General features: G+C 66.0%; 20 protein-coding genes. 16 read left to right on the top strand and 4 right to left on the bottom strand.

Annotated features, from left to right (window positions below):
- Window positions 1–8 precede the first annotated feature (8 nt).
- Complete coding sequence (locus HLH28_RS09000; RefSeq protein ID WP_182957915.1) at window positions 9–872, bottom strand: methyltransferase domain-containing protein; 864 nt, start codon at window positions 870–872, stop codon at window positions 9–11.
- Window positions 873–923: 51 nt separating this feature from the next.
- On the opposite strand from HLH28_RS09000, the gene HLH28_RS08995 reads away from it, so the two are divergent.
- The 5 genes from HLH28_RS08995 to HLH28_RS08975 all read left to right on the top strand — a co-directional run bounded on the left by HLH28_RS08995 (window position 924) and on the right by HLH28_RS08975 (window position 4,521).
- Complete coding sequence (locus HLH28_RS08995; protein WP_182957912.1) at window positions 924–1,784, top strand: ComF family protein; 861 nt, start codon at window positions 924–926, stop codon at window positions 1,782–1,784.
- 154 nt (window positions 1,785–1,938) lie between these two features.
- The gene (gene grxC, locus HLH28_RS08990) at window positions 1,939–2,199 is read left to right on the top strand and encodes a glutaredoxin 3 (protein ID WP_182957909.1); all 261 of its coding nucleotides are present in this window, start codon (window positions 1,939–1,941) and stop codon (window positions 2,197–2,199) included.
- 16 nt (window positions 2,200–2,215) lie between these two features.
- Window positions 2,216–2,662 (top strand): DUF1178 family protein, encoded by a 447-nt coding sequence (locus HLH28_RS08985; protein WP_182957906.1) that lies wholly within the window; start codon window positions 2,216–2,218, stop codon window positions 2,660–2,662.
- A gap of 113 nt (window positions 2,663–2,775) precedes the next feature.
- Window positions 2,776–3,252: a DUF2147 domain-containing protein gene (locus tag HLH28_RS08980; protein WP_246395876.1), complete on the top strand. Its 477-nt coding sequence runs from the start codon at window positions 2,776–2,778 to the stop codon at window positions 3,250–3,252.
- Between the two features lie 33 nt (window positions 3,253–3,285).
- The gene (locus HLH28_RS08975; RefSeq protein ID WP_182957900.1) at window positions 3,286–4,521 is read left to right on the top strand and encodes a lactonase family protein; all 1,236 of its coding nucleotides are present in this window, start codon (window positions 3,286–3,288) and stop codon (window positions 4,519–4,521) included.
- A gap of 53 nt (window positions 4,522–4,574) precedes the next feature.
- Here the strand turns inward: HLH28_RS08975 and ubiG are convergent, their stop codons facing one another.
- Window positions 4,575–5,324: a bifunctional 2-polyprenyl-6-hydroxyphenol methylase/3-demethylubiquinol 3-O-methyltransferase UbiG gene (gene ubiG / locus HLH28_RS08970; protein WP_182957897.1), complete on the bottom strand. Its 750-nt coding sequence runs from the start codon at window positions 5,322–5,324 to the stop codon at window positions 4,575–4,577.
- Between the two features lie 158 nt (window positions 5,325–5,482).
- On the opposite strand from ubiG, the gene HLH28_RS08965 reads away from it, so the two are divergent.
- The 6 genes from HLH28_RS08965 (at window position 5,483) to prfA (ending at window position 12,764) form a co-directional block, all read left to right on the top strand.
- Entirely contained in the window at window positions 5,483–6,736 is a 1,254-nt protein-coding gene (locus HLH28_RS08965; RefSeq protein ID WP_182957892.1) for an aspartate kinase, read from the top strand.
- A gap of 7 nt (window positions 6,737–6,743) precedes the next feature.
- On the top strand, window positions 6,744–7,820 hold the full coding sequence (locus HLH28_RS08960; RefSeq protein WP_182957889.1) for an NAD(P)H-dependent flavin oxidoreductase: 1,077 nt from the start codon (window positions 6,744–6,746) through the stop codon (window positions 7,818–7,820).
- Complete coding sequence (locus tag HLH28_RS08955; protein WP_182957886.1) at window positions 7,817–9,019, top strand: RodZ domain-containing protein; 1,203 nt, start codon at window positions 7,817–7,819, stop codon at window positions 9,017–9,019. The genes HLH28_RS08960 and HLH28_RS08955 overlap by 4 nt, the downstream gene beginning before the upstream one ends.
- A 124-nt stretch (window positions 9,020–9,143) precedes the next feature.
- Complete coding sequence (ispG, locus tag HLH28_RS08950; RefSeq protein ID WP_182957882.1) at window positions 9,144–10,304, top strand: flavodoxin-dependent (E)-4-hydroxy-3-methylbut-2-enyl-diphosphate synthase; 1,161 nt, start codon at window positions 9,144–9,146, stop codon at window positions 10,302–10,304.
- Between the two features lie 145 nt (window positions 10,305–10,449).
- Entirely contained in the window at window positions 10,450–11,700 is a 1,251-nt protein-coding gene (hisS, locus tag HLH28_RS08945) for a histidine--tRNA ligase (RefSeq protein ID WP_182957879.1), read from the top strand.
- 5 nt (window positions 11,701–11,705) lie between these two features.
- Complete coding sequence (prfA, locus tag HLH28_RS08940) at window positions 11,706–12,764, top strand: peptide chain release factor 1 (RefSeq protein WP_182957876.1); 1,059 nt, start codon at window positions 11,706–11,708, stop codon at window positions 12,762–12,764.
- A 24-nt stretch (window positions 12,765–12,788) separates the two neighbouring features.
- On the opposite strand, the gene HLH28_RS08935 is transcribed toward prfA, so the two are convergent.
- Complete coding sequence (locus HLH28_RS08935) at window positions 12,789–13,253, bottom strand: hypothetical protein (RefSeq protein ID WP_182957873.1); 465 nt, start codon at window positions 13,251–13,253, stop codon at window positions 12,789–12,791.
- A gap of 31 nt (window positions 13,254–13,284) precedes the next feature.
- On the opposite strand from HLH28_RS08935, the gene prmC reads away from it, so the two are divergent.
- Window positions 13,285–14,157 (top strand): peptide chain release factor N(5)-glutamine methyltransferase, encoded by an 873-nt coding sequence (gene prmC, locus HLH28_RS08930; RefSeq protein ID WP_182958232.1) that lies wholly within the window; start codon window positions 13,285–13,287, stop codon window positions 14,155–14,157.
- A gap of 273 nt (window positions 14,158–14,430) precedes the next feature.
- Window positions 14,431–14,880, top strand: coding sequence for a DUF4167 domain-containing protein (locus tag HLH28_RS08925; RefSeq protein WP_182958230.1), 450 nt, complete (start codon window positions 14,431–14,433; stop codon window positions 14,878–14,880).
- Between the two features lie 54 nt (window positions 14,881–14,934).
- Here HLH28_RS08925 and HLH28_RS08920 read toward each other — a convergent pair whose 3' ends face one another.
- Window positions 14,935–16,200, bottom strand: a complete 1,266-nt coding sequence (locus HLH28_RS08920) for an adenosylmethionine--8-amino-7-oxononanoate transaminase (protein WP_182957870.1) — start codon at window positions 16,198–16,200, stop codon at window positions 14,935–14,937.
- 69 nt (window positions 16,201–16,269) lie between these two features.
- On the opposite strand from HLH28_RS08920, the gene HLH28_RS08915 reads away from it, so the two are divergent.
- From HLH28_RS08915 to bioD, 3 genes are read left to right on the top strand one after another with little or no spacing between them, the layout of a single operon-like run.
- Window positions 16,270–17,466 carry an aminotransferase class I/II-fold pyridoxal phosphate-dependent enzyme gene (locus HLH28_RS08915; RefSeq protein WP_182957865.1) on the top strand — a complete coding sequence of 399 codons (1,197 nt, stop codon included), beginning with the start codon at window positions 16,270–16,272 and terminating at the stop codon, window positions 17,464–17,466.
- A 28-nt stretch (window positions 17,467–17,494) separates the two neighbouring features.
- Window positions 17,495–18,157 (top strand): alpha/beta fold hydrolase, encoded by a 663-nt coding sequence (locus tag HLH28_RS08910; protein WP_338029692.1) that lies wholly within the window; start codon window positions 17,495–17,497, stop codon window positions 18,155–18,157.
- A complete protein-coding gene (gene bioD / locus HLH28_RS08905; protein ID WP_182957862.1) occupies window positions 18,154–19,599 on the top strand; it encodes a dethiobiotin synthase in 1,446 nt (481 codons plus the stop codon). The genes HLH28_RS08910 and bioD overlap by 4 nt, the downstream gene beginning before the upstream one ends.
- Window positions 19,600–19,614 lie beyond the last annotated feature (15 nt).

The following is a 19,614-nucleotide window of genomic DNA, read 5'->3' as shown; positions in this document are numbered from 1 at the left end:
TTAGATGATTATTTTATGTTTTTAAGGGCATCTTCCAAGGGCGTCGTAAACTGCCCGGGGCGCAGCGGCTTCGGTTGACGGGCATCGGGGGCCCAGCCGGTCATGATGGCAAGGCGCAGCGGCACCGTCAGGTGGCGGTCGCCTTCGGACGAGACCAGGTCCGCCAGCGCCACGGGAAACAGCCCCGGGGGTGCAAACCGACGGCTTCGCAGGGTCAGGGCGTTGGTTTCTCCTGCGGCCCTTAAATCCTTCAGCAGGCCAAAGGGCGTGCGATAATCCAGCATGATCGTGTCCGCGTCCGCCACCGGCAGCGCGAATCCTGCGCGCTGCAGCAGTGAAGCGCAGTCCCGCAGGTCGGGGAAGGGCGACACGCGCGGGGAAGCCCCCCCCAACAGCGCGCATTCGGCATCGGTCAATGCACTGCGCAAGCCAGATAGGGTGGGCAGCACCGGCAGGCTGGCCAGGAACAGCCCGTCGGGTTTCAAGGCATGACGAATCTGCGCCAAGGCGCCGGGAAGGTCATTGACCCAGTGCAGCGACAGGTTGGCGACCACCAGATCGAACGCGCCGGCCCCAAACGGCAGCCATTCCTCGTCGGCGCACAGGCAGGGCGTGCCGTTCAGCCGGGCCATGGCAGGCGACAGGTCGCAGGAGATGACGCTGTCGATACCCCGACCCCGCAGGCGGGGCGCCACGACACCACGTCCACCGATATCCAAGGCCGCGGAGAAACGATATGTCGTATCGTCCAGACGGTCGAGCAGGCGCTCGGCGACCTCGTCCAGGACCGCGGCGACGCTTCCCACCAGCCCTGCGGCGCGATCACGGTGCCGGCGCACGGCGCGGCGATCGAAAATCACGGAATCGTTCATAAGGCAGGATGTGCTCTTTCGACCCGGCGCCGCCAATGGCACCTTTACGTGATGATTCTGTATCGTGACGCTGAACCGGGCAAGGGGACGGGCCGGGGGATCATTCCAGGCACGGTGCGCGCGGCACGCCGTGCCGGATCATGGCTGCTCGATACCCTTCTGCCGCCGGACTGCCCCTGCTGCCATGGAGACGTGGACCGTATCGGACATTTCTGCCCGACCTGTTTCAGGCAACTGACCTTCATCGCCGACCCGTGCTGCACGCGTTGCGGGCAGCCCTTCATATCGGCATCGTTCGGCGGCCCCCGGATGATGTGCGGGCCGTGCGAGGATACACCGCCCCCATGGCGCGCCGGGCGGGCTGCGCTGGTCTATGACGACTGGTCGCGTCCGCTGGTCCTGGGGCTGAAATACGGCGACCGGACCGAACTGGCGCCGGTCCTGGCCGCCCACATGGGCCGGATTGGCCGGTCCCTGCTGGAGCATGCGGACATCGTGGTGCCGGTCCCGCTGCATCGGGGGCGCCTGTTCAGGCGTCGCTACAACCAGGCGGCCCTGCTGGCGCGGGCCCTGGGCCGGCCGACCGGTACGATCGTCAGTCCGGACATGCTGGTCCGTGTCCGGTCGACTGCGCCGCTGGGGCGGATGGGCCCTGCGGCACGGCGCGATGCCTTGCGGGGTGCAATCGCGATCCGGCCGACAAGACGCGACACCGTCGCGAATCGACATATCCTTCTGGTGGACGACGTCATGACGACAGGTGCGACCCTGGGCGAATGCGCGCACGTGCTGCTGGCCGCCGGGGCGGCATCGGTCGACGTGCTGGTCGCGGCCCGCGCGCCGGCACCGGGCGAACCGCGCCGTCCCGAGAAAAATGCCGTGTTGCGGGAACGGTATGCCGTGGTGGGATGAATGCGCTATGTCTAGTGGGCTATGCCTGAGAGGCTGGTTTGAAATTCGTCCTGTGGAGCGAAAGTGCCGAGGCGCAGAAAAATCGCATCGGATCGTCAACAGGACGAATTTCAAACCAGCCTCTGACATCCCATATGCCAAGCCGAGGACGAACATGCCCAAAATCGAGATCTACACCCAGCCGGGTTGCCCCTATTGTGTCCGCGCTCTCCGCCTGTTCGACCAGAAGGGCATGAAATTTACCGAGATCCGCGCCCTGCACGGCACAGCCGAACGTATGGAAGCCCGGGAGCGTTCGGGCGGTCGCACGACGGTGCCGCAGATCTTCATCGGCGGAAGGCATATTGGGGGATGCGACGACCTGATGGCGCTGGAACGCGACGGCAAGCTCGACCCGCTTCTCGCCGCCGCCTGACAGCCAGGGGGAGCATGTGATCCGCTATCAGTTGCGTTGCGGAGACGGGCACGCGTTCGACGGCTGGTTTCCCAGCAGCGATGCATTCGATGACCAGGCCGGGCAGGGATTGCTATCCTGTCCGCAATGCGGCGCCGCCGACGTGACCCGTGCGCTGATGGCCCCGGCGGTCCGTACCGGGGCGGCGCGTCCGACACCAGTTGAGATTCCGGCATTACCCGCCGAACGCGACATGACGATGCCGGCCGCGATGCTGGCGGCATTGCAGCGATTGCGACAGGAAATCGAACGGAGATGCGAGGATGTCGGCGACCGTTTCGCGGAAGAAGCACTGAAGATTCATCGTGGCGAGACGGAAGAGCACGGCATTTACGGTAACGCCACCGAAGAGGAGAGGGAACGCCTGGCCGATGAAGGCGTGGACATCATATCGGTGCCCTGGGTCAGGCGCGCCGACAGCTGAGAATCGTCGGGATGGATGTGGCGGCACGGCCTGAGGCAGGACCGGGGAAAATGGGACGTATGCAGGACAGAAAAGACAGGCCGGACGCGGCTTTCCCTGCCTGGAACCGGGTGATGCGAGGAGGACTGCCGCGTCTAGCCGTGGCGGCCGGGATCATCGCCCTGGGCGGTCTTCCGGCCATGGCCGCATGGGCGGCCCCCGCGAATGACACGGGAATATTATCCACCCTGGGGTTGTGGGAAACCCAGGAACACGATGGTGTATTCGACGTAAGATCCTGTGGGGGCGGGCAAATCTGCGGCCGGCTGGTGGGTATGCGCTACACTGGCGAGGTTCCGAAGGCCAAGGATGGCGGATCGGAATGCGGTTTGCTGATGCTGACCGGTTTTACGCCCGATTCCGAGGAGGCCGGGCGGTTGAATGGACATATTCTGGATCCGGATACGGGACGGGTCTATCACGCGCAGATCTGGTCCCCTCGGGAAGGCGTGCTGAAATTGCGCGGTTATATCGGTATTCCCCTGTTCGGCGAGACCCATACATGGACGCGCTATACCGGAACGATCGGACCGCGCTGCCAGATGCCTTGACCTGTCCATCCTGTTAGCCGAGACCGCCGATCCATGAATCTGCCCCTTTCGCGACGTGCCCTTCTCCTCTCGCTTGCCGCGTCCGGCGCATCGCCGCTGTTCCGGTTCGCGCCGGCCCGGGCCGCCATACCGGCCGGGTCTCGCACGATCTGTTATATCGGCGGCTATAACAAGCATGCCCCGCCGGGCGGCGCCGGCAACGGGCAGGGCATCTCGGTCTTCGAGATGAACCAGGAGACGGGTGTCCTGACCCCGGTCACCACCTATGTCGACATCGCCAGCCCGTCATTCATCACGATGTCGGCCGATACGCGTTTCCTCTACGCCCTGAGCGAGATTGACGATTTCAATGCCGCTCATGACGGGTGCGTCACGGCATTCTCGGTCGACCGCACGTCCGGCGAACTGAACATGCTGAACCAGAAGACCTCGGGCGGTTCCATCCCGGCACATCTCAGCCTGCATCATTCCGGACGCTACGTCCTCGTCGCCAACTATGTCGGCGGCAGCATTGGCGTCCTGCCCGTGCGGCCGGACGGCAGCCTTGGGGATCCGACGGACGTCGTGCACAATATCGGCCCCAGGATGCCGGAACGCGCCGAGGACAATCCGCCGGGAAATTACGCCGTCAGCGACCATTCCGGACCCCATCCGCATATGGTGGCCTGCGACCCGTCCGGCCGGTACGTGCTGGCCTGCGACGCCGGGCTGGATCGGGTATATGTCTGGACGCTCGACCTCGCGACGGGAAAATTGCGACCGGCCGCGACACCTTTCGTCAGTCTGATGCCGGGATCGGCCCCCCGCCACTTCGCCTTCGGCCCTGACGGGCGGATGGTCTATATCCTGTGCGAGCAGGATTCGAAGGTAATCGTGGCGACCTTCGATTCCCGGACCGGTGCGCTGGTCCCGCAGCAGAAGGTCAGCACCGTGACCCCCTATTTCCAGGGAAGCACGCTCGCGGCCGAAATCCTCCTGTCGCCGAATGGTCGCTTTGTCTATGCCTCCAATCGGCTGGGCGATTCGCTCGCGATCTTTCGGGTCAGTCCCGACGGCTCGCTGACCCTGATTGACGAAGTCTGGATGCATGCCGATTACGGGCGCGCGATGATGTTCGACCCCAGCGGAAAATTCCTGTTCTGCGCCAATCAGCGCAGCGATTCGGTGACGTCCTTCAAGGTCGACCCGACAACCGGCGCCCTAGATTTCACCTGGCATTTCACCCCGGTCGGCAGCCCGACGACCTTCGCCTTCATGCAGACGGCCTGAGCCGCCCCCAAACGCGTGTCGGATACCCTCGGCGCGCGTTTTCAGACGGACTCTCAGTCAGCCACCATGCATGCGATGTAATTCACGCCCAGATCATGGCTTTCGCGCCAGCCGCCAATGGCGGGCACCATGCCGGCGATGTCCGATACCCGCAGGCCGGCCTGACTGGCAAAGCCGCCCAGTTCGGCCGGCGTAATGAATTTCCGCCATTCATGGGTCCCTGGCGGCAGCAGGCGCAGAATGTATTCCGCCCCGATCTTGGCCGTCGCCAGCGCGCGCAGCGAACGGTTCAGCGTCGACAGGATGATAGTGCCGCCAGGGCGCAGCATGCCGGACAGCAGGCGCAGGAAGGCGGCAGGGTCGGTCACATGCTCGATCACCTCCAGCGCCGTGATGGCGTCGAAGCGCGCCCCTTCGGCCTGAAGATCCTCGGCGCTGCCGACCCGATAGGACAGGGGGCCGCTGCCGGGGGGCAGGGGATTGCGGTCCAGGTGCATCCGCCCGGCGGCAATCGCCGCGGCCGCCGCATCCAGGCCCAGCACGTCATATCCCAGCCTGGCCAGCCCCTCGCTGGCCAGGCCGGCCCCGCATCCGATGTCCAGAACCTGCCGCAGTCGTCCGTCGCCGTCACGCGGCGCGGGCAGGTGGCGACGCGCCCAGTCGATCCGCAGGCCGTTCATGGCGTGCAGCGGGCGCATCGGACCGGACGGATCCCACCACCGGTCGGCCAGGGCGCTGAAGCGCGCGATTTCGTCCGGTGCGACGGACAATCCTGCCGGAAGGGACGAATCGTTGTCCTGCATGACGCCACTACCTTTCCACTTTGCCATCTCCCGCTGGACGGCGCAGCGGGGGAAGGCTATGTGACGCGCCTTGCATATAACCGCAATGCCCCGGCTGCCGCCCAGGCGGCACCCGTCGGGCTGGATCGGCCGTCGCGCTGAGCTGGAGAGCCTCGTCCATGTTTCCTACCGTACCACGGATCGTGATGAAATTCGGTGGCACCTCGGTGGCCGATATCGATCGCATTCGTGCCGTTGCGGAAAAAGTGCGCAAGCAGGTCATGTCGGGATGCGAAGTCGCGGTCGTCGTTTCGGCGATGTCCGGCGTAACGAACCGGCTGGTCGGCTATTGCCAGTCGCTGTCGGCATTGCACGACGCGCGCGAATATGATGCCGTCGTCGCGACGGGCGAACAGGTTACCAGCGGCCTGCTGGCCATCGCCCTGCAGGCGATCGGAGTGGACGCGCGATCCTGGCAGGGATGGCAGATTCCGCTGAACACGGACGACGCGCATGGCAAGGCCCGGATCGGGTCGATCAATGGCGCGGCGCTGATCGAACGGATGCGGGCCGGTCAGGTGCCCGTCATTGCCGGCTTCCAGGGGGTTGGTCCTGATGGCCGGATCACGACGTTGGGTCGGGGCGGGTCGGACACATCGGCGGTCGCGCTGGCTGCGGCGCTGAAGGCCGACCGCTGCGACATCTATACGGACGTGGACGGAATCTACACCACGGACCCCCGCATTGTTGCGAGGGCGCGGAAGCTGAATAAGATTACGTATGAGGAAATGCTTGAGCTGGCATCGGTCGGCGCCAAGGTGCTCCAGACCCGCAGTGTCGAGCTGGCGATGAAGGAACGGGTACGCGTACAGGTGCTGTCGAGCTTCGCCGACGGCCCAGCACCTTCCGAAGGCAACCTGCCCGGTTCATTAGTGGTGGATGAGGATGAAATAGTGGAAAAGGAACTGGTCGCCGGCATCGCCTATTCCCGCGACGAAGCCAAGATTTCCGTCAGGCGGGTGCCTGATCGACCGGGAATCGCGGCCGCGATTTTCGGACCGCTGACGGCCGCGAACGTCAATGTCGACATGATCGTGCAAAGCACGGGCGCCGACGGTCTGACGAACATGACGTTCACTACCAGCAAATCGGACCTCGCCCGCGCCATCCAGTCACTGGAGCAGGCCCGCGATATCATCCAGTACGGCGAGCTGGTCACGGACGACGACGTGGTGAAGATCAGCGTCGTCGGCGTCGGCATGCGGTCGCATGCGGGGGTGGCCAACACGATGTTCCGAACCCTGTCGGACCGCAATATCAATATCCAGGTCATCTCCACCAGCGAGATCAAGGTTTCGGTGCTGATCGCAGCGGAGTACACCGAACTGGCGGTTCGTGCCCTGCACACCGCCTATGGCCTTGATGCTGCCTGAGATGGTGATGGACAATTTCGTCGCACGACCGCCGATGGATGAAACTGCATTGCGGACCGCCGCCCGCGCGCGGCTGGATCAGCTGTGGGCCGCCGGCACGTCCTTCCTGGGCACCGAGTTCGCCATCCTGGCCGGGGCGATGTCGTGGGTCAGCGAACGGAATCTGGTATCGGCGATTTCCAACGCCGGGGGATTCGGGGTGCTGGCGTGCGGAGCGATGGAACCCGACCGGCTGGCTGAGGAAATCGCCGCCACGAAGGCCCTGACCAGCCGCCCGTTCGGTGTCAATCTGATCACGATGCATCCGCGCCTTGACGACCTGGTCCGTGTCTGCATCGAGGCCGGGGTGACGCATGTCGTGCTGGCCGGCGGCATCCCGCCGGGGCCGGCGATCCGCGCCCTCAAGGATGGCGGGGCGAAGGTGATCGCATTCGCGCCCGCCCTGGTCCTGGCCAAGCGCCTGGTCCGGATGGGCGTCGACGCCCTGGTCATCGAAGGGGCGGAGGCCGGCGGGCATGTCGGCCCGGTGTCGCTGACGGTCCTGGCACAGGAAGTCCTGCCGTTCATCCGCACGGTCCCGGTCTTCGTGGCCGGCGGCCTGGGGCGGGGCGAGGCCATCCTGTCCTACCTGGAGCAGGGGGCCGCCGGCGCACAGCTCGGAACCCGCTTCGCGGCTTCCGAGGAAAGCATCGCGCACGAACGCTTCAAGGCCGCGTTCGTGCGTGCGCATGCACGTGACGCGGTGACCTCGGTCCAGCTGGACGAACGATTCCCCGTCATCCCGGTGCGGGGCCTGTCGAATGCCGGCGGCCGGCGCTTCCTGCAGCATCAGGCGGAAACGATCCAGCGGTTCCTGAACGGCGAGCTGACGCGGGAACAGGCCCAGCTGGATATCGAGCATTTCTGGGCGGGCTCGCTGCGCCGGGCAGTGATCGAAGGGGATGTGGAAAACGGATCCGTCATGGCCGGGCAGTCGGTGGGCATGATTTCCGGCGTACAACCGGTCGCTTCCATCATTGCCGAACTGATCGACCAGGCCGTCGATGCGCTGGTCCGGCGCGAGGCGCCGACGGAGGGGTCGTGACCGAAGGCGGCGGCACGACCGAACCAGCTGCCGGGACCAAGGGGGCCGACAGCCCGCAAGGGGTGGGACCGACCCTGCGTGCGCGTCGGGAACAGCTGGGTTGGGCGTTGCCCGACGTGGCCACCTGGCTGCGCATTCGCCTGTCCTATCTCGAGGCTCTGGAAGACGGTCGCCTGAACGACCTGCCGGGGAACGTCTATACCGTGGGCTTCCTGCGCACCTATGCCACGGCGCTGGGACTGGACGGCGAAGGGATGGTCCATCGGTTCAAGACAGAGGCGCGGGGCAGCATCGACTACAAGCCGGAACTGTCGTTTCCAGCCCCTGTACCCGACCGCAGCGTGCCGGCGGGCGTTATTTCATTGCTGGGGGGCCTGATCCTCGTCGGGGCGTATATCGGCTGGTATCGGATGACGGGATTCCAGACCACGCCGCCGCAGCAGGTGCCATCCGTTTCATCAGCGATCCCGGGCATGGCGCACCAGGCCGCAACCTCGCCGCAGGTAGCGTCCGTCCTGCCGCCGCCGGGCCAGACACCGGTTCGTCTGCCCCAGCCCTTGTCCAGCGCCGAAAAATCGGCCCTTACCGGGGATAATACTCCATCGGCGCCCCTATCGCTCACGCCGACACAACCAGCCGCGCCGACCCCTGTCCCAGCCCAGGCACCCGTCCAGGTCCCAGAACCGACAGGCGCGCCGCTTCCGTCCCCCGGCGTAACCGGCGCACCGCTTTCCACCGTTCCGTCCCCCGAAACCGCCGATACCGTGCCGGCTGGCCCAGCATCCGTTCCGGGCCAGATGACGCTCCGCGCATCTGCCCAGACCTGGGTGCAGGTCAGGGTTGCAGGCGGTCCGGTCATTTACGACCATATCCTGCAAGCCGGCGAGAGCTGGTCCCCGCCGCCGGACAAGGGTGATCTTCTGTTGACGGTGGGTAACGCCGGCGGGTTGACGTTGAGCGCCGGAGGCGTGACCACCCCGCCGCTGGGCCGGAACGGCTCCGTGCGCCGGAACCTGCCGCTGACGCCTGATACGATCCGCAGCGGTACCATAGTCGCCGTCCCGTCCGCGCCTGCCGCGCCGCACCCCGTCGCGAATCCGCAGCTCCCGATCGATGGGGCAGGGGCCGCCCGCGCGATCGCGCCGTCGACCGTTTCGCCAGTGCCTCTCCCGGCCGTGCCTCCTGGGGGCGGTCACTGATCTTGTTCCGCTGCGGGCTGGTCAAGAGGGGCGCTTTTTGGCAGGAAGCACCGACGGGAACGCACCTGGCCGTCAGGCCGTCGGATAGAACCGTGTTATCATCGCCTCATCCGGAGGGCAGACCATGAGCAGCTATCGTCCGTATCAGCATATCGAACGCCGCAAGTCGCGTCAGATCCATGTCGGCAAGGTCCCCGTCGGCGGCGACGCACCGGTTTCGGTGCAGACGATGACGAACACCCTTACAACGGATGCCGAGGCGACGATCGCCCAGATCCGCCGGGCCGAACTGGCGGGCGTAGATATCGTGCGCGTGTCCTGCCCCGACGAGGAAAGCACCGCCGCACTGGCCGAGATCGTGCGCGAGGTGAACGTGCCGATCGTCGCCGACATCCATTTCCACTACAAGCGCGCGATCGAGGCCGCCCAGGCCGGCGCCGCCTGCCTGCGGATCAACCCGGGCAATATCGGCAGCGCCGAGCGCGTGCGCGAGGTCGTGAAGGCGGCGAAGGATCATAATTGTTCGATCCGGATCGGCGTGAATGCCGGATCGCTGGAAAAGCACCTGCTTGAAAAATACGGCGAGCCGAATCCCGATGCGCTGGTGGAAAGCGCGCTGGAACATGCCAAGATCCTGCAGGACCACGATTTCCACGAATTCAAGATCAGCGTGAAGGCGTCCGACGTCTTCCTGGCGGTTGCCGCCTACCAGCAGTTGGCCGAAGTGTGCGACCATCCGCTGCATATCGGCATTACCGAGGCGGGCAGCCGACGCGCCGGCACGGTCAAGTCCTCGATCGGTCTGGGCAATCTGCTGTGGGCGGGCGTCGGCGACACGATGCGCGTGTCCCTGTCGGCCGAACCGGAGGAAGAAGTCCTGGTCGGGTGGGACATCCTCAAATCCCTTGGCCTGCGCCATCGCGGGGTGAAGATCATTTCCTGCCCGTCCTGCGCGCGTCAGGGCTTCAACGTCATCCAGACTGTGCAGACGCTGGAAGACCGGCTGGCACACATCCAGACGCCGCTGACGCTGTCGATCATCGGCTGCGTCGTCAATGGCCCCGGCGAGGCGCTGATGACCGATATCGGCCTGACCGGCGGCGGCTCCGGCCGTCATATGGTCTATGCGGCCGGTCGCCAGGACCACACCATCCCGGCCGCAGACATGATCGAGCACATCGTCGACCTGGTCGAAAAGAAGGTCGACCTCATGCAGGCCGAGGAAGCCGCCCGCAAGGCGGAAGCCGAGGCAGCTGCCCAGGCCGTCCTGTCCACGGCGGTCTAAGGACCCGGACCGTCCGGGAATGACCCCGGCGGCCGGCCAGTTCAGGTTCGGGACACCCGATAAAACACTATCTTGATGTCCTGCCTCTGAAATGCGTTTGCGAATTTCAGAGACAGGACATTGGTCCATGTCAGGAATTCCATTCGTGAGCAGCTTGCAGCCCGTCCGTGGCACCCATGACCTGATCGGCGAGACGCAGCGGCGTCATGCCCATGTGGTCGAGACCGCGCGGCGGATCGCGGGCCTGTACGGATTCGACGAATGGGCGACCCCGATCTTCGAGGATACCCGCGTGTTCGCCCGGTCCCTGGGCGATACCTCGGACGTCGTATCCAAGGAGATGTATTCGTTCGAGGATCGCGGCGGCGAATCCCTGACCCTGCGGCCCGAGGGCACGGCGGGCGTGTGCCGGGCCCTGGTTACCAACGGCCTGACGCAGTCGCTGCCGCAGAAAATATTCTATGCGGGACCGATGTTCCGCTACGAACGTCCGCAGAAGGGACGTTACCGGCAGTTCCATCAGATCGGGGCCGAACTGATCGGTGCCGCCGAGCCCCTGGCCGACGCCGAGGCCATCGCGATGGGCCGTGACATCCTCCAGGCGCTGGGCATCGCGGACGAGACGGTTCTGGACCTGAATACGCTGGGCGATACCGAAAGCCGGGTCGCATGGCGCGCGGCGCTGGTCGCCTATTTCACCGAGGTCAAGGATCAGCTGTCCGAGGACAGCCGCAACCGCCTGGAACGCAATCCGTTGCGCATCCTGGACAGCAAGGCGCCACAGGACCGGGCGCTGGTCGCCGATGCGCCGATGATCGGCGCCTTCCTGACGGACGACGCACGCAGCTTCTGGGACGGCTTGCGGACGGCGCTGGACCTGCTGGGCGTGCCGTTCCGCGAAAATCCGGGTATCGTGCGCGGCCTGGATTATTACGGACATACGGCCTTCGAATTCGTGACCGAGCGGCTGGGCGCACAGGGCACGGTCCTGGCGGGCGGCCGCTATGACGGGCTGGTGGCCGAGATGGGCGGGCCGCGCACGCCGGCCATCGGCTGGGCCGGCGGGATCGAGCGGCTGTCGATGCTGCTGGAGGCGACGCCGCCCGCACCGCGTCCCGTGGCGGTCGTGCCGCTGGGTGATGCGGCCACCGGTGTTTCCGTCACGCTGTTGCAGGCTCTGCGCGCCAGCGGCATCCGGGCCGAGATCGCCTATCGCGGCAACGCCAAGCGCCGGCTGGAACGGGCGAACCGGATCGGGGCGACACACGCCATCCTGATCGGCGAGGACGAGGTCGCGCGCGCCGTGGCGCAGGTCAAGTCGCTGGACGAAGGAAGCCAGGGCGAAATCGCGCTGGACGCGGTGGCAGAGTACCTCGCCGGGGCCGTGCGCGGGTAAGAATCATGGGGCTCGACGACAGGCTGGACAGGATCGTCGCACGATCCGAGGAATTGCAGGCGATGCTGTCCCAGGGGCTGGACGGCGAAGCCTTCAGCAAGGCGTCGCGCGAATATGCCGAGCTGGAACCGATCGTGGCGAAGATCGGCGAATTGCGCCAGGCCGAGCGGGAAGAACACCAGTCCCAGACCCTTCTGTCCGATCCCGAGATGCGGGATCTGGCGGAGATGGAACTGGACGCGCTGCGTGCCCGCATTCCCGATATCCGGCAGGCGATTCGCATCGCCATGCTGCCGCGCGACGAGGCCGACGAACGCAGCGCGATCCTGGAAATCCGCCCGGCGGCCGGCGGAGATGAGGCCGCCTTGTTCGCTGCGGCCCTGTTCGACGCCTATCGCCGCTATGCTGCGTTGCGCGGCTGGCGCTTCGAGGTGATGGAATTCGACGAATCCGAACTGGGCGGACTGCGCGAAGGCATTGCAAACATCACCGGGCGTGGCGTCTTCGCGCGGCTGAAATACGAATCCGGCGTGCACCGGGTGCAGCGCGTGCCGGCGACCGAAAGCCAGGGACGCATCCATACCTCGACCGTGACCGTGGCCGTCCTGCCGGAGGCCGGTGACGTCGACGTCCAGATCAATGACGGCGAACTGCGGATCGATGTCTATCGCGCGTCGGGCGCGGGCGGGCAGCATGTCAACAAGACCGAAAGCGCCGTGCGCATCACCCATCTGCCCACGGGGCTGGTCGTGGCGATGCAGGAGGAAAAGAGCCAGCACAAGAACCGCGCCAAGGCGATGAAGATCCTGATGGCCCGGCTATACGAACGCGAACGCGCCGCTGCCCACGCCACCCGTGCCGCCGACCGCAAGTCGCAGGTGGGAACCGGCGACCGGTCGGAACGAATCCGGACCTACAATTTTCCGCAGGGCCGGGTGACCGACCACCGCATCAACCTGACCGCCTACAAGATCGATCGGGTCATGGCAGGCGAATTCGACGAATTCGTCGATGCGCTGAGCCAGGACGAACAGGCGACCCTGCTGGCGGCGGAAGGGCTATAGGACAAGCGGAAACGGCCGCACCGGTCACGAGGATGGCGCCGCGCACAGGCTGGACCGGCCGGCATGGCGTTCGACCACGGTCGGATCGTCAGGATCGGACAGATAGAATTCGGTGAAATTCCGTGTGCCCAGGGCGTCCAGCGTGTGCCCGTCGGGATGATGCAGGACGCCTTCGCCATTGACCGCATGAATTTCCGTGCGCCCGTCGGCCAGGCGCAGGGTAATCTCGCCACACAGGACATAGCTGTGGTTCAGGCGGCCGGCCGGTGTCTCGATCGTGACGGTTTGCTGCGGGGTGCCGGCGTCCAGGCGGAACGTGGCCGCAAGCTGGTCATCGACATAAAGTCGGGATATTTCCGATATCTCGGCCTGGGCCCGCATGTCGGCCACGACGAACGACCCGGCGCGGGCCTGTCGCAGCGATACCGCCAGGGCCAGGCAGGCCCACAGGACGCAAACGCATATCCGTGGGCGGACAGGAACGTTCATGGGGGCAAGAATAGGATGGATCATCGTTGAAATGAAGGGGCTGGACATGGCAGGCCAGCAGGCTCCGGGACCCGTCCTGGCCGAAGGAACCGAGCGCCTGCGGGCGGCCGGCCTGGACAACCCGCGGCGCGAGGCACGGCTGCTGATGGCCCATGTCCTACAGACCGATCTTGCCGGTCTGCTGGCGCGGCAGAATGTGGACATGTCCGCCAGCCGGGCGTTCTTTGACGCGATCGACCGCCGGGCGGCCCATGAACCGATCGCCTATATTACCGGTCATGCCGGTTTCTGGTCCCTGGACCTCGAGACCTCGTCGACGACCCTTATCCCGCGGCCCGACAGCGAGACGCTGATCGAGGCCCTGCTGCACCACCGCCGGGATCGCGCGTCGGTCCGCAGCGTGCTGGACCTGGGAACGGGCACGGGCTGCCTGTTGCTGGCCGCCTTGTCCGAATATGGCGATGCATGGGGGGTAGGGGTCGATATCGCGCCCGGCGCCGCCCGCCTGGCTGCCCGTAACGCCCGCCGCACGGGTCTTGCGACACGTTGCGCCGTGATGAACGCCAATTGGACGTCGGCGATCCAGGGCAGGTTCGACGTCATCTTCAGCAACCCGCCTTATATCCCGCATGGCGACCTGGCCGGCCTGATGCCCGACGTCCGCGACCACGAGCCGGCAAGGGCCTTGGATGGCGGGGTCGACGGGCTGGACGCCTATCGTGTCCTGACGGAGGCTCTACCGTCGCTTCTGGCGCATGACGGTATTGCGATTTTCGAAATCGGGATCGGCCAGGAACGCGACATGCCGCGACTGGCCCGGCAGGCGGGGCTGGAAATCCTGGAAATCCGCGCCGATCTGGGCGGTATTCCACGGGCGGTCCTGATGCAGCACGGCAGGCGTTGAACAAAAAACCATTTGGCAGACCGTGTATAAGGGAATAACTTGGCTGCGGAATGCTGGCAGGGGCATATGACCCTTATAACTGCCGCGTCCCGATCCTGAACGCATGACAACGTATCTGACCGCAGGCGCGGCAGAAAACTGCAATCGTTGCGTAGGGCGATGGGATCACATGCCTGGTGGTATGCCGGGCACCCAAAATGACAATAGGGGACAGGTGGTCCCGACGGTCGACTCCCTATGGTGACCGTTAACAGGAAAGTGCTGCGACAGCTTATGAACATGAAACGCATGCGAGGCCGTCACCATCGTTCGGGCGGCAGCAGTGGCGGCGGTGGCGGCGGAAGTGTACGCCAGCAGAACGGCCAGATCCCGCTGAACCGGAACCATGTGTTCGACAGCAATGGGCCTGACCTGCGTATTCGCGGAACGGCCCAGCAATTATTTGAAAAATATCTGCAGTTGGGCCGCGATGCCAGCGGTTCGGGCGACCGCGTCATGGCGGAAGCCTACTTCCAGCATGCCGAGCATTATTTCCGCATCCTCAATGCCATGACCCAGGCGGCGCAACAGAACCAGCAGGAACGGCAGGCCCGTCAGCGTCCCGCCGCCGCCGCAACGGAAAGCGATGACGGCGAGGGTGACGAGACCGGGCCGGCGGAAGAACTGTCGAACGACAAGGGCAAGCCGCAAGCCGACGTCGAACTGGCCTCGGCCGAGGTCTGATCTTCTCCGAAGGCCTGCCCGGGACGCGCTGTCCCGGACAGGCCCGATCGCGGATCAGGCGGGATCGGACAATACGGTCCGGATGGCGCGGGTCAGATGCGTCAGTTCTGCCGGGGCGATGGTGAAGGAGGGCGTCAGATAGACGATCGTCCGGAACGGACGGATCCAGACGCCCTGCGCGACAAGACTGGCCTTCAGGCGATTCATGTCCTCGATCCGGTCCAGTTCCACGACGCCGATGGCCCCCATGACCCGCACATCCCGCACACCGGGCAGGCCGCGACACGATTCCAGTTCCATGCGCATCTGCGCACTGATCGCCGCGACCTGTTCCAGGCGCGGCTCGCGCTCGAACAGGTCCAGCGATGCGTTGGCGCACGCGCAGGCCAGCGGATTGGCCATGAAGGTCGGGCCGTGCATCAGCGCATGCATGGGATCGTCGGACAGGAACGCCTCATAGACATGTCGCCGGGCGACGGTCGCAGCCAGGGGGACGGTGCCACCCGACAGTGCCTTGGACAGGGTGACGATATCCGGCACCACCCCGGCCTGCTGGCAGGCGAACAATGTCCCGGTGCGTCCGAATCCGGTGAAGACTTCATCGAAGATCAGCAGGATCCCATGACGATCGGCGAGGCTGCGCAGATGGCGCAAGGTCGCCGGATCATGGAAGACCATTCCGCCCGCGCCTTGGACCAGCGGTTCGACCAGGATGGCCGCCACGTTGCCCCCTTCGCTGGCGAGCAGGGCATCCAACGCCCCCCGCGATGCGTCATCACGGGGCAGATCGGCGATGAAATGCGTCGGCAGGACCCCTGAAAACAGGCTGTGCATCCCCTCCTCGGGATCGCAGACGGCCATCGTCGCCAGAGTGTCCCCGTGATAGCCACCGCGAAACGCCACCAGGCGGGTGCGCCGGCTTTCACCCCGGTTCAGCCAGTACTGAACGGCCATCTTGATCGCGACCTCGACGGCGACCGAACCGGAATCGGTGAAGAACACGCGTTCCAGGTCACCCGGCAGCAACCCGGCCAGGCGATGCGCCAGGCGCAGGGCCGGTTCATGGATCAGCCCGCCGAACATGACATGCGGCATGCGCGCCAACTGTTCGACGGCAGCCTGCCGGATATGGGGATGGTTATAGCCATGGCAGGCCGTCCACCACGATGCGATGCCGTCGATCAGTTCCCGGCCGTCGGCCAGGCGGATCCGGCATCCGTCGGTCGCGACGGCGGCCAGGGGGGGGGGAGCCGTCCGCATCTGCGTATAGGGCAGCCAGATATGGGGCAATCCTGCCTCGAACCAGTCCGGTGCGGTCATCGCTGCGTCCTCCGACAGAATAGACGGGAATTGACCGGCACCTTGGGGTCCGGCAGAAAACGTCGCTTCATGACCCGTTTCGATCCTTTTTTCCAGACCGCCCTGGACGCACTGTCCCGACGACAGGTGCGTCGCGGCCTGTCGGCCGTCGAGCGCGTGGGACCGGTGGTCGTCCACAGGGACGGCACACGGCTGCTGAATTTTTCGTCGAACGACTATCTGGGCCTGTCCTGGCATCCCGCCCTGCGCCAGCGTGCAGCGGAATGGACCGACCGGTTCGGGACGGGCAGCGGCGCGTCGCGGCTGGTGACGGGGACCAGCGACCTGCATCTGTCGGTGGAGGAGAAGCTGGCCCGCTTCAAGGGAGCGGAGGCCGCCCTGCTGCTGGCCTCGGGCTGGCAGGCCAACGCGGCCGTCCTGCCGGCGCTGTTCCGCCTGTCGGTCGAGCAGACCGGGGCGCCGGCCCTGGTCTTTACCGATCGGCTGAATCACGCCAGCCTGCATCACGGCTGCATGGCCGCCGGCGTGCGGCAGATCCGCTTTGCGCATAATGATATCACTCATCTGCAACGTCTTCTGGAACAACGGGAGGCCGAGGCCGGCCTGCGTTTCATCGTGACCGAGAGCGTGTTCAGCATGGACGGCGACCGCGCGGACATTGCCGCCCTGCGCGCGCTGGCCGACCGTCACAATGCATTCCTCTACCTGGACGAGGCACACGCGACGGGCGTCCTGGGCCCTCACGGCGGGGGATTGTCCGTCGCGGCCGGCGGCGTCGATCTGGCCATGGGAACGTTCAGCAAGGCCCTGGGCGGGTTCGGCGCCTATGTCGCGGGTTCGCGGGCGTTGTGCGACTGGCTGATCAGCACCTGCTCGGGGTTCATCTATACGACGTCCTTGCCACCAGGGGTCCTGGGTGCGATCGACGCGGCGCTCGACCTCGTGCCGACGCTGGACGACGAACGTTGCCGCCTGGCCGGCCTAGGCGAGCGGGTCAGGGCAGGGGTCGCGGCCCTGGGGCTGTCCACGGGGCCGTCCAGCACCCAGATCATCCCGGTCATGGTGGGGGATTCCGGCGCGGCGCTGTCCCTTGCGCAGGCTCTGGCGGCACGGGGCATCGTCGGTACGGCAATCCGGCCACCGACGGTGCCGGCCGGCGGGGCCCGCATCCGCCTGGCACTCAGCGCCGCGCATGAGGATGGCATGATCGACAGCCTGCTGCACGCACTGGGCGCCGCCGCGAAGGATTTCGGCCTTGGCGCCTGATCTGTCAGATCGGGCGGGGACGGGGGGCGTGCCGGGCCTTATGTTCGTGCATGGCTGGGGATTTACCCCCGATTTCTGGGCCCCGGTCCGCTCCGCCCTGGACAGAACGGATGGAATCGACCTCGATTTCGGCTTTTTCGGGCCGGAACGAATGACCGCTCGCCCGTCGCGTCCCTTTGTCGCCGTGGGTCATTCGCTGGGGGCGCTGTGGCTGTTGCGCCGTCGCCCCGAAGGATGTGCCGGGATGGTGCTGATCAACGGTTTTGCCCGCTTCAGCGCGGCGGTGGACTTTCCGGCAGGCGTCCCCCCGCGCGTCGTGGGGCGCATGATCCAGGGCCTGGATCAAAACGCTGACGATGTCGTCCTGACATTCCGCCGTCGTGCCGGGATCGCCGCCGACCTGCCGGGTCCGGCGCAGGCGGAACGACTGGCGGCGGGACTTGCGATACTGCGTGACGAGGACGCCCGTCCCGCCCTGGCTGATGCGGCGATCGGTAGGACAATGCCGCCCCTTGCCATTCTCGCAGGGGGGAACGATCCGATCGTGACGGCCGAAATGACACGGGCCTGTTTCAGCACGCGCGTGCCGATCGAGTGGGTGGCGGAGGGCGGCCACCTGCTGCCATTGACCCATCCGGCCATCTGCGCCGCCGCCATATCCGGCATGACGCGGCGGGGAAGGGTGTCGTGACGACACGCAGGCAACTCATTGCCGCGCGATTCGGTGGTGCCGAATCGTACGATGCGGCCGCTCGGGTCCAGTTCCTGGTGGCGAACCGGCTGGCCAATCGCATCGCGTCGGCTCACGCCGCTGCCTGCCCGCCCACCCGCATTCTGGAGGTTGGGTGCGGCACCGGATTCCTGAGCGAAATACTGCGACGGATGTTTCCCGATGCCGTCCTGACGGTCACGGACCTGGCCCCCAAGATGGTCGAACGGGCGCGACGGCGGCTGGCCCCCCTGGGGGGCGAGACCCGATTCCTGGCGATGGACGCGGAATGCCCCGCCCTGGCGGGGGAAAATTTCGACCTGATCTGTTCCAGCCTGGCGATGCAATGGTTTGCGGACCGCGCAAGGACGCTCGCCCGGTTGGCCGGCCTGCTGGCGCCGGGGGGTACGCTGGCACTGTCTACCCTGTGCACCGGCAGCTTCGCGGAATGGCGCGCAGTCCACGCCCAACAGGGTCTGGTCTGTCCCGTACCGTCCTATCCGGACCGGCACCAGCTGGATGCGGACAGGCCTTGGCCAGTCCAGGGAAGATGGAACGCCGAGACCATCCTCGATCGTCCGGGCACGGCGCTCGATTTCGTGCGGGAATTGCGCCAGATCGGTGCATCGCTGCCGCGCGAGGGGGTACGCCCCACCACTCCCGGAATGTTGCGGCGCCTTCTCCACCATCTGGAGCGCGACGGAGCGGTCACTGCGACCTATGAAATCGGCTACGGCCTCTTTCGCATGCCGGCGCGGCAGGGAGTCTTCGTGACCGGCACCGATACCGGCGTGGGCAAGACGCTGGTGTCGGCCTGCCTGCTGCGGGCATGGGAGGCGTCCTACTGGAAGCCGCTGCAAACCGGCATCGCCGAAGACACCGCCGACAGCGACACGGTCACGGCTCTGGCTGGCTTGACTGCCGAGAGACTGCATGCGCCTGCGGCGGTCCTGGCGGCCCCCCTGTCCCCCTTCGACGCGGCGGAGCGGGAGGGGGTTTCGATCGACGCCACGGCCCTCGCCCTGCCGACAGTGATCGACCACAGGCCGCTGGTGGTCGAGGGGGCGGGGGGAATCATGGTTCCTGTCACCGCAGACTGCATGATGATCGACCTGATCGCCCGCTTCGCGCTGCCGGTGGTCCTTGTCGCACGCAGCCAGCTAGGCACGATCAACCACACGCTGATGACCCTGGCTGCCTTGAGGCAGCGGGGAATTGCCGTGGCCGGGGTGATCCTGAACGGACCGCCGTCTCTCGAGGCCCGGCGGGCAATTACATTGTTCGGGGGGGCCAGGGTTCTGGCGGAATTTCCGCACCTGGACCAGGTCGGGCCGGAACAGGTCGGGCATCTGGCCGAAATGCTGCCGCCCTTCGGCGCCCTGTGGCACGGACGCCCTGACGACGGGGATGTGACGCCCCGATAAGAAGCCGGTTGAAAG

The sequence above is a fragment of the Gluconacetobacter tumulisoli genome (assembly GCF_014174155.1).
Taxonomy (GTDB): Bacteria; Pseudomonadota; Alphaproteobacteria; order Acetobacterales; family Acetobacteraceae; genus Gluconacetobacter; species Gluconacetobacter tumulisoli.
Note: the sequence above shows the minus strand (reverse complement) of the source record. Positions and strands in the feature narration are given on the sequence as shown.

Coding starts and splice junctions, on each gene's coding strand:
- HLH28_RS08975 (WP_182957900.1), top strand. CDS start 3,286: ATGAATCTGCCCCTTTCGCGACGTGCCCTTCTCCTCTCGCTTGCCGCG.
- grxC (WP_182957909.1), top strand. CDS start 1,939: ATGCCCAAAATCGAGATCTACACCCAGCCGGGTTGCCCCTATTGTGTC.
- HLH28_RS08915 (WP_182957865.1), top strand. CDS start 16,270: ATGACCCGTTTCGATCCTTTTTTCCAGACCGCCCTGGACGCACTGTCC.
- HLH28_RS08960 (WP_182957889.1), top strand. CDS start 6,744: ATGGACAATTTCGTCGCACGACCGCCGATGGATGAAACTGCATTGCGG.
- HLH28_RS08965 (WP_182957892.1), top strand. CDS start 5,483: ATGTTTCCTACCGTACCACGGATCGTGATGAAATTCGGTGGCACCTCG.
- HLH28_RS08995 (WP_182957912.1), top strand. CDS start 924: ATGATTCTGTATCGTGACGCTGAACCGGGCAAGGGGACGGGCCGGGGG.
- ubiG (WP_182957897.1), bottom strand. CDS start 5,324: ATGCAGGACAACGATTCGTCCCTTCCGGCAGGATTGTCCGTCGCACCG.
- prfA (WP_182957876.1), top strand. CDS start 11,706: ATGGGGCTCGACGACAGGCTGGACAGGATCGTCGCACGATCCGAGGAA.
- HLH28_RS08920 (WP_182957870.1), bottom strand. CDS start 16,200: ATGACCGCACCGGACTGGTTCGAGGCAGGATTGCCCCATATCTGGCTG.
- HLH28_RS08935 (WP_182957873.1), bottom strand. CDS start 13,253: ATGAACGTTCCTGTCCGCCCACGGATATGCGTTTGCGTCCTGTGGGCC.
- HLH28_RS08980 (WP_246395876.1), top strand. CDS start 2,776: ATGCGAGGAGGACTGCCGCGTCTAGCCGTGGCGGCCGGGATCATCGCC.
- ispG (WP_182957882.1), top strand. CDS start 9,144: ATGAGCAGCTATCGTCCGTATCAGCATATCGAACGCCGCAAGTCGCGT.
- HLH28_RS09000 (WP_182957915.1), bottom strand. CDS start 872: ATGAACGATTCCGTGATTTTCGATCGCCGCGCCGTGCGCCGGCACCGT.
- prmC (WP_182958232.1), top strand. CDS start 13,285: ATGAAGGGGCTGGACATGGCAGGCCAGCAGGCTCCGGGACCCGTCCTG.
- HLH28_RS08925 (WP_182958230.1), top strand. CDS start 14,431: ATGAACATGAAACGCATGCGAGGCCGTCACCATCGTTCGGGCGGCAGC.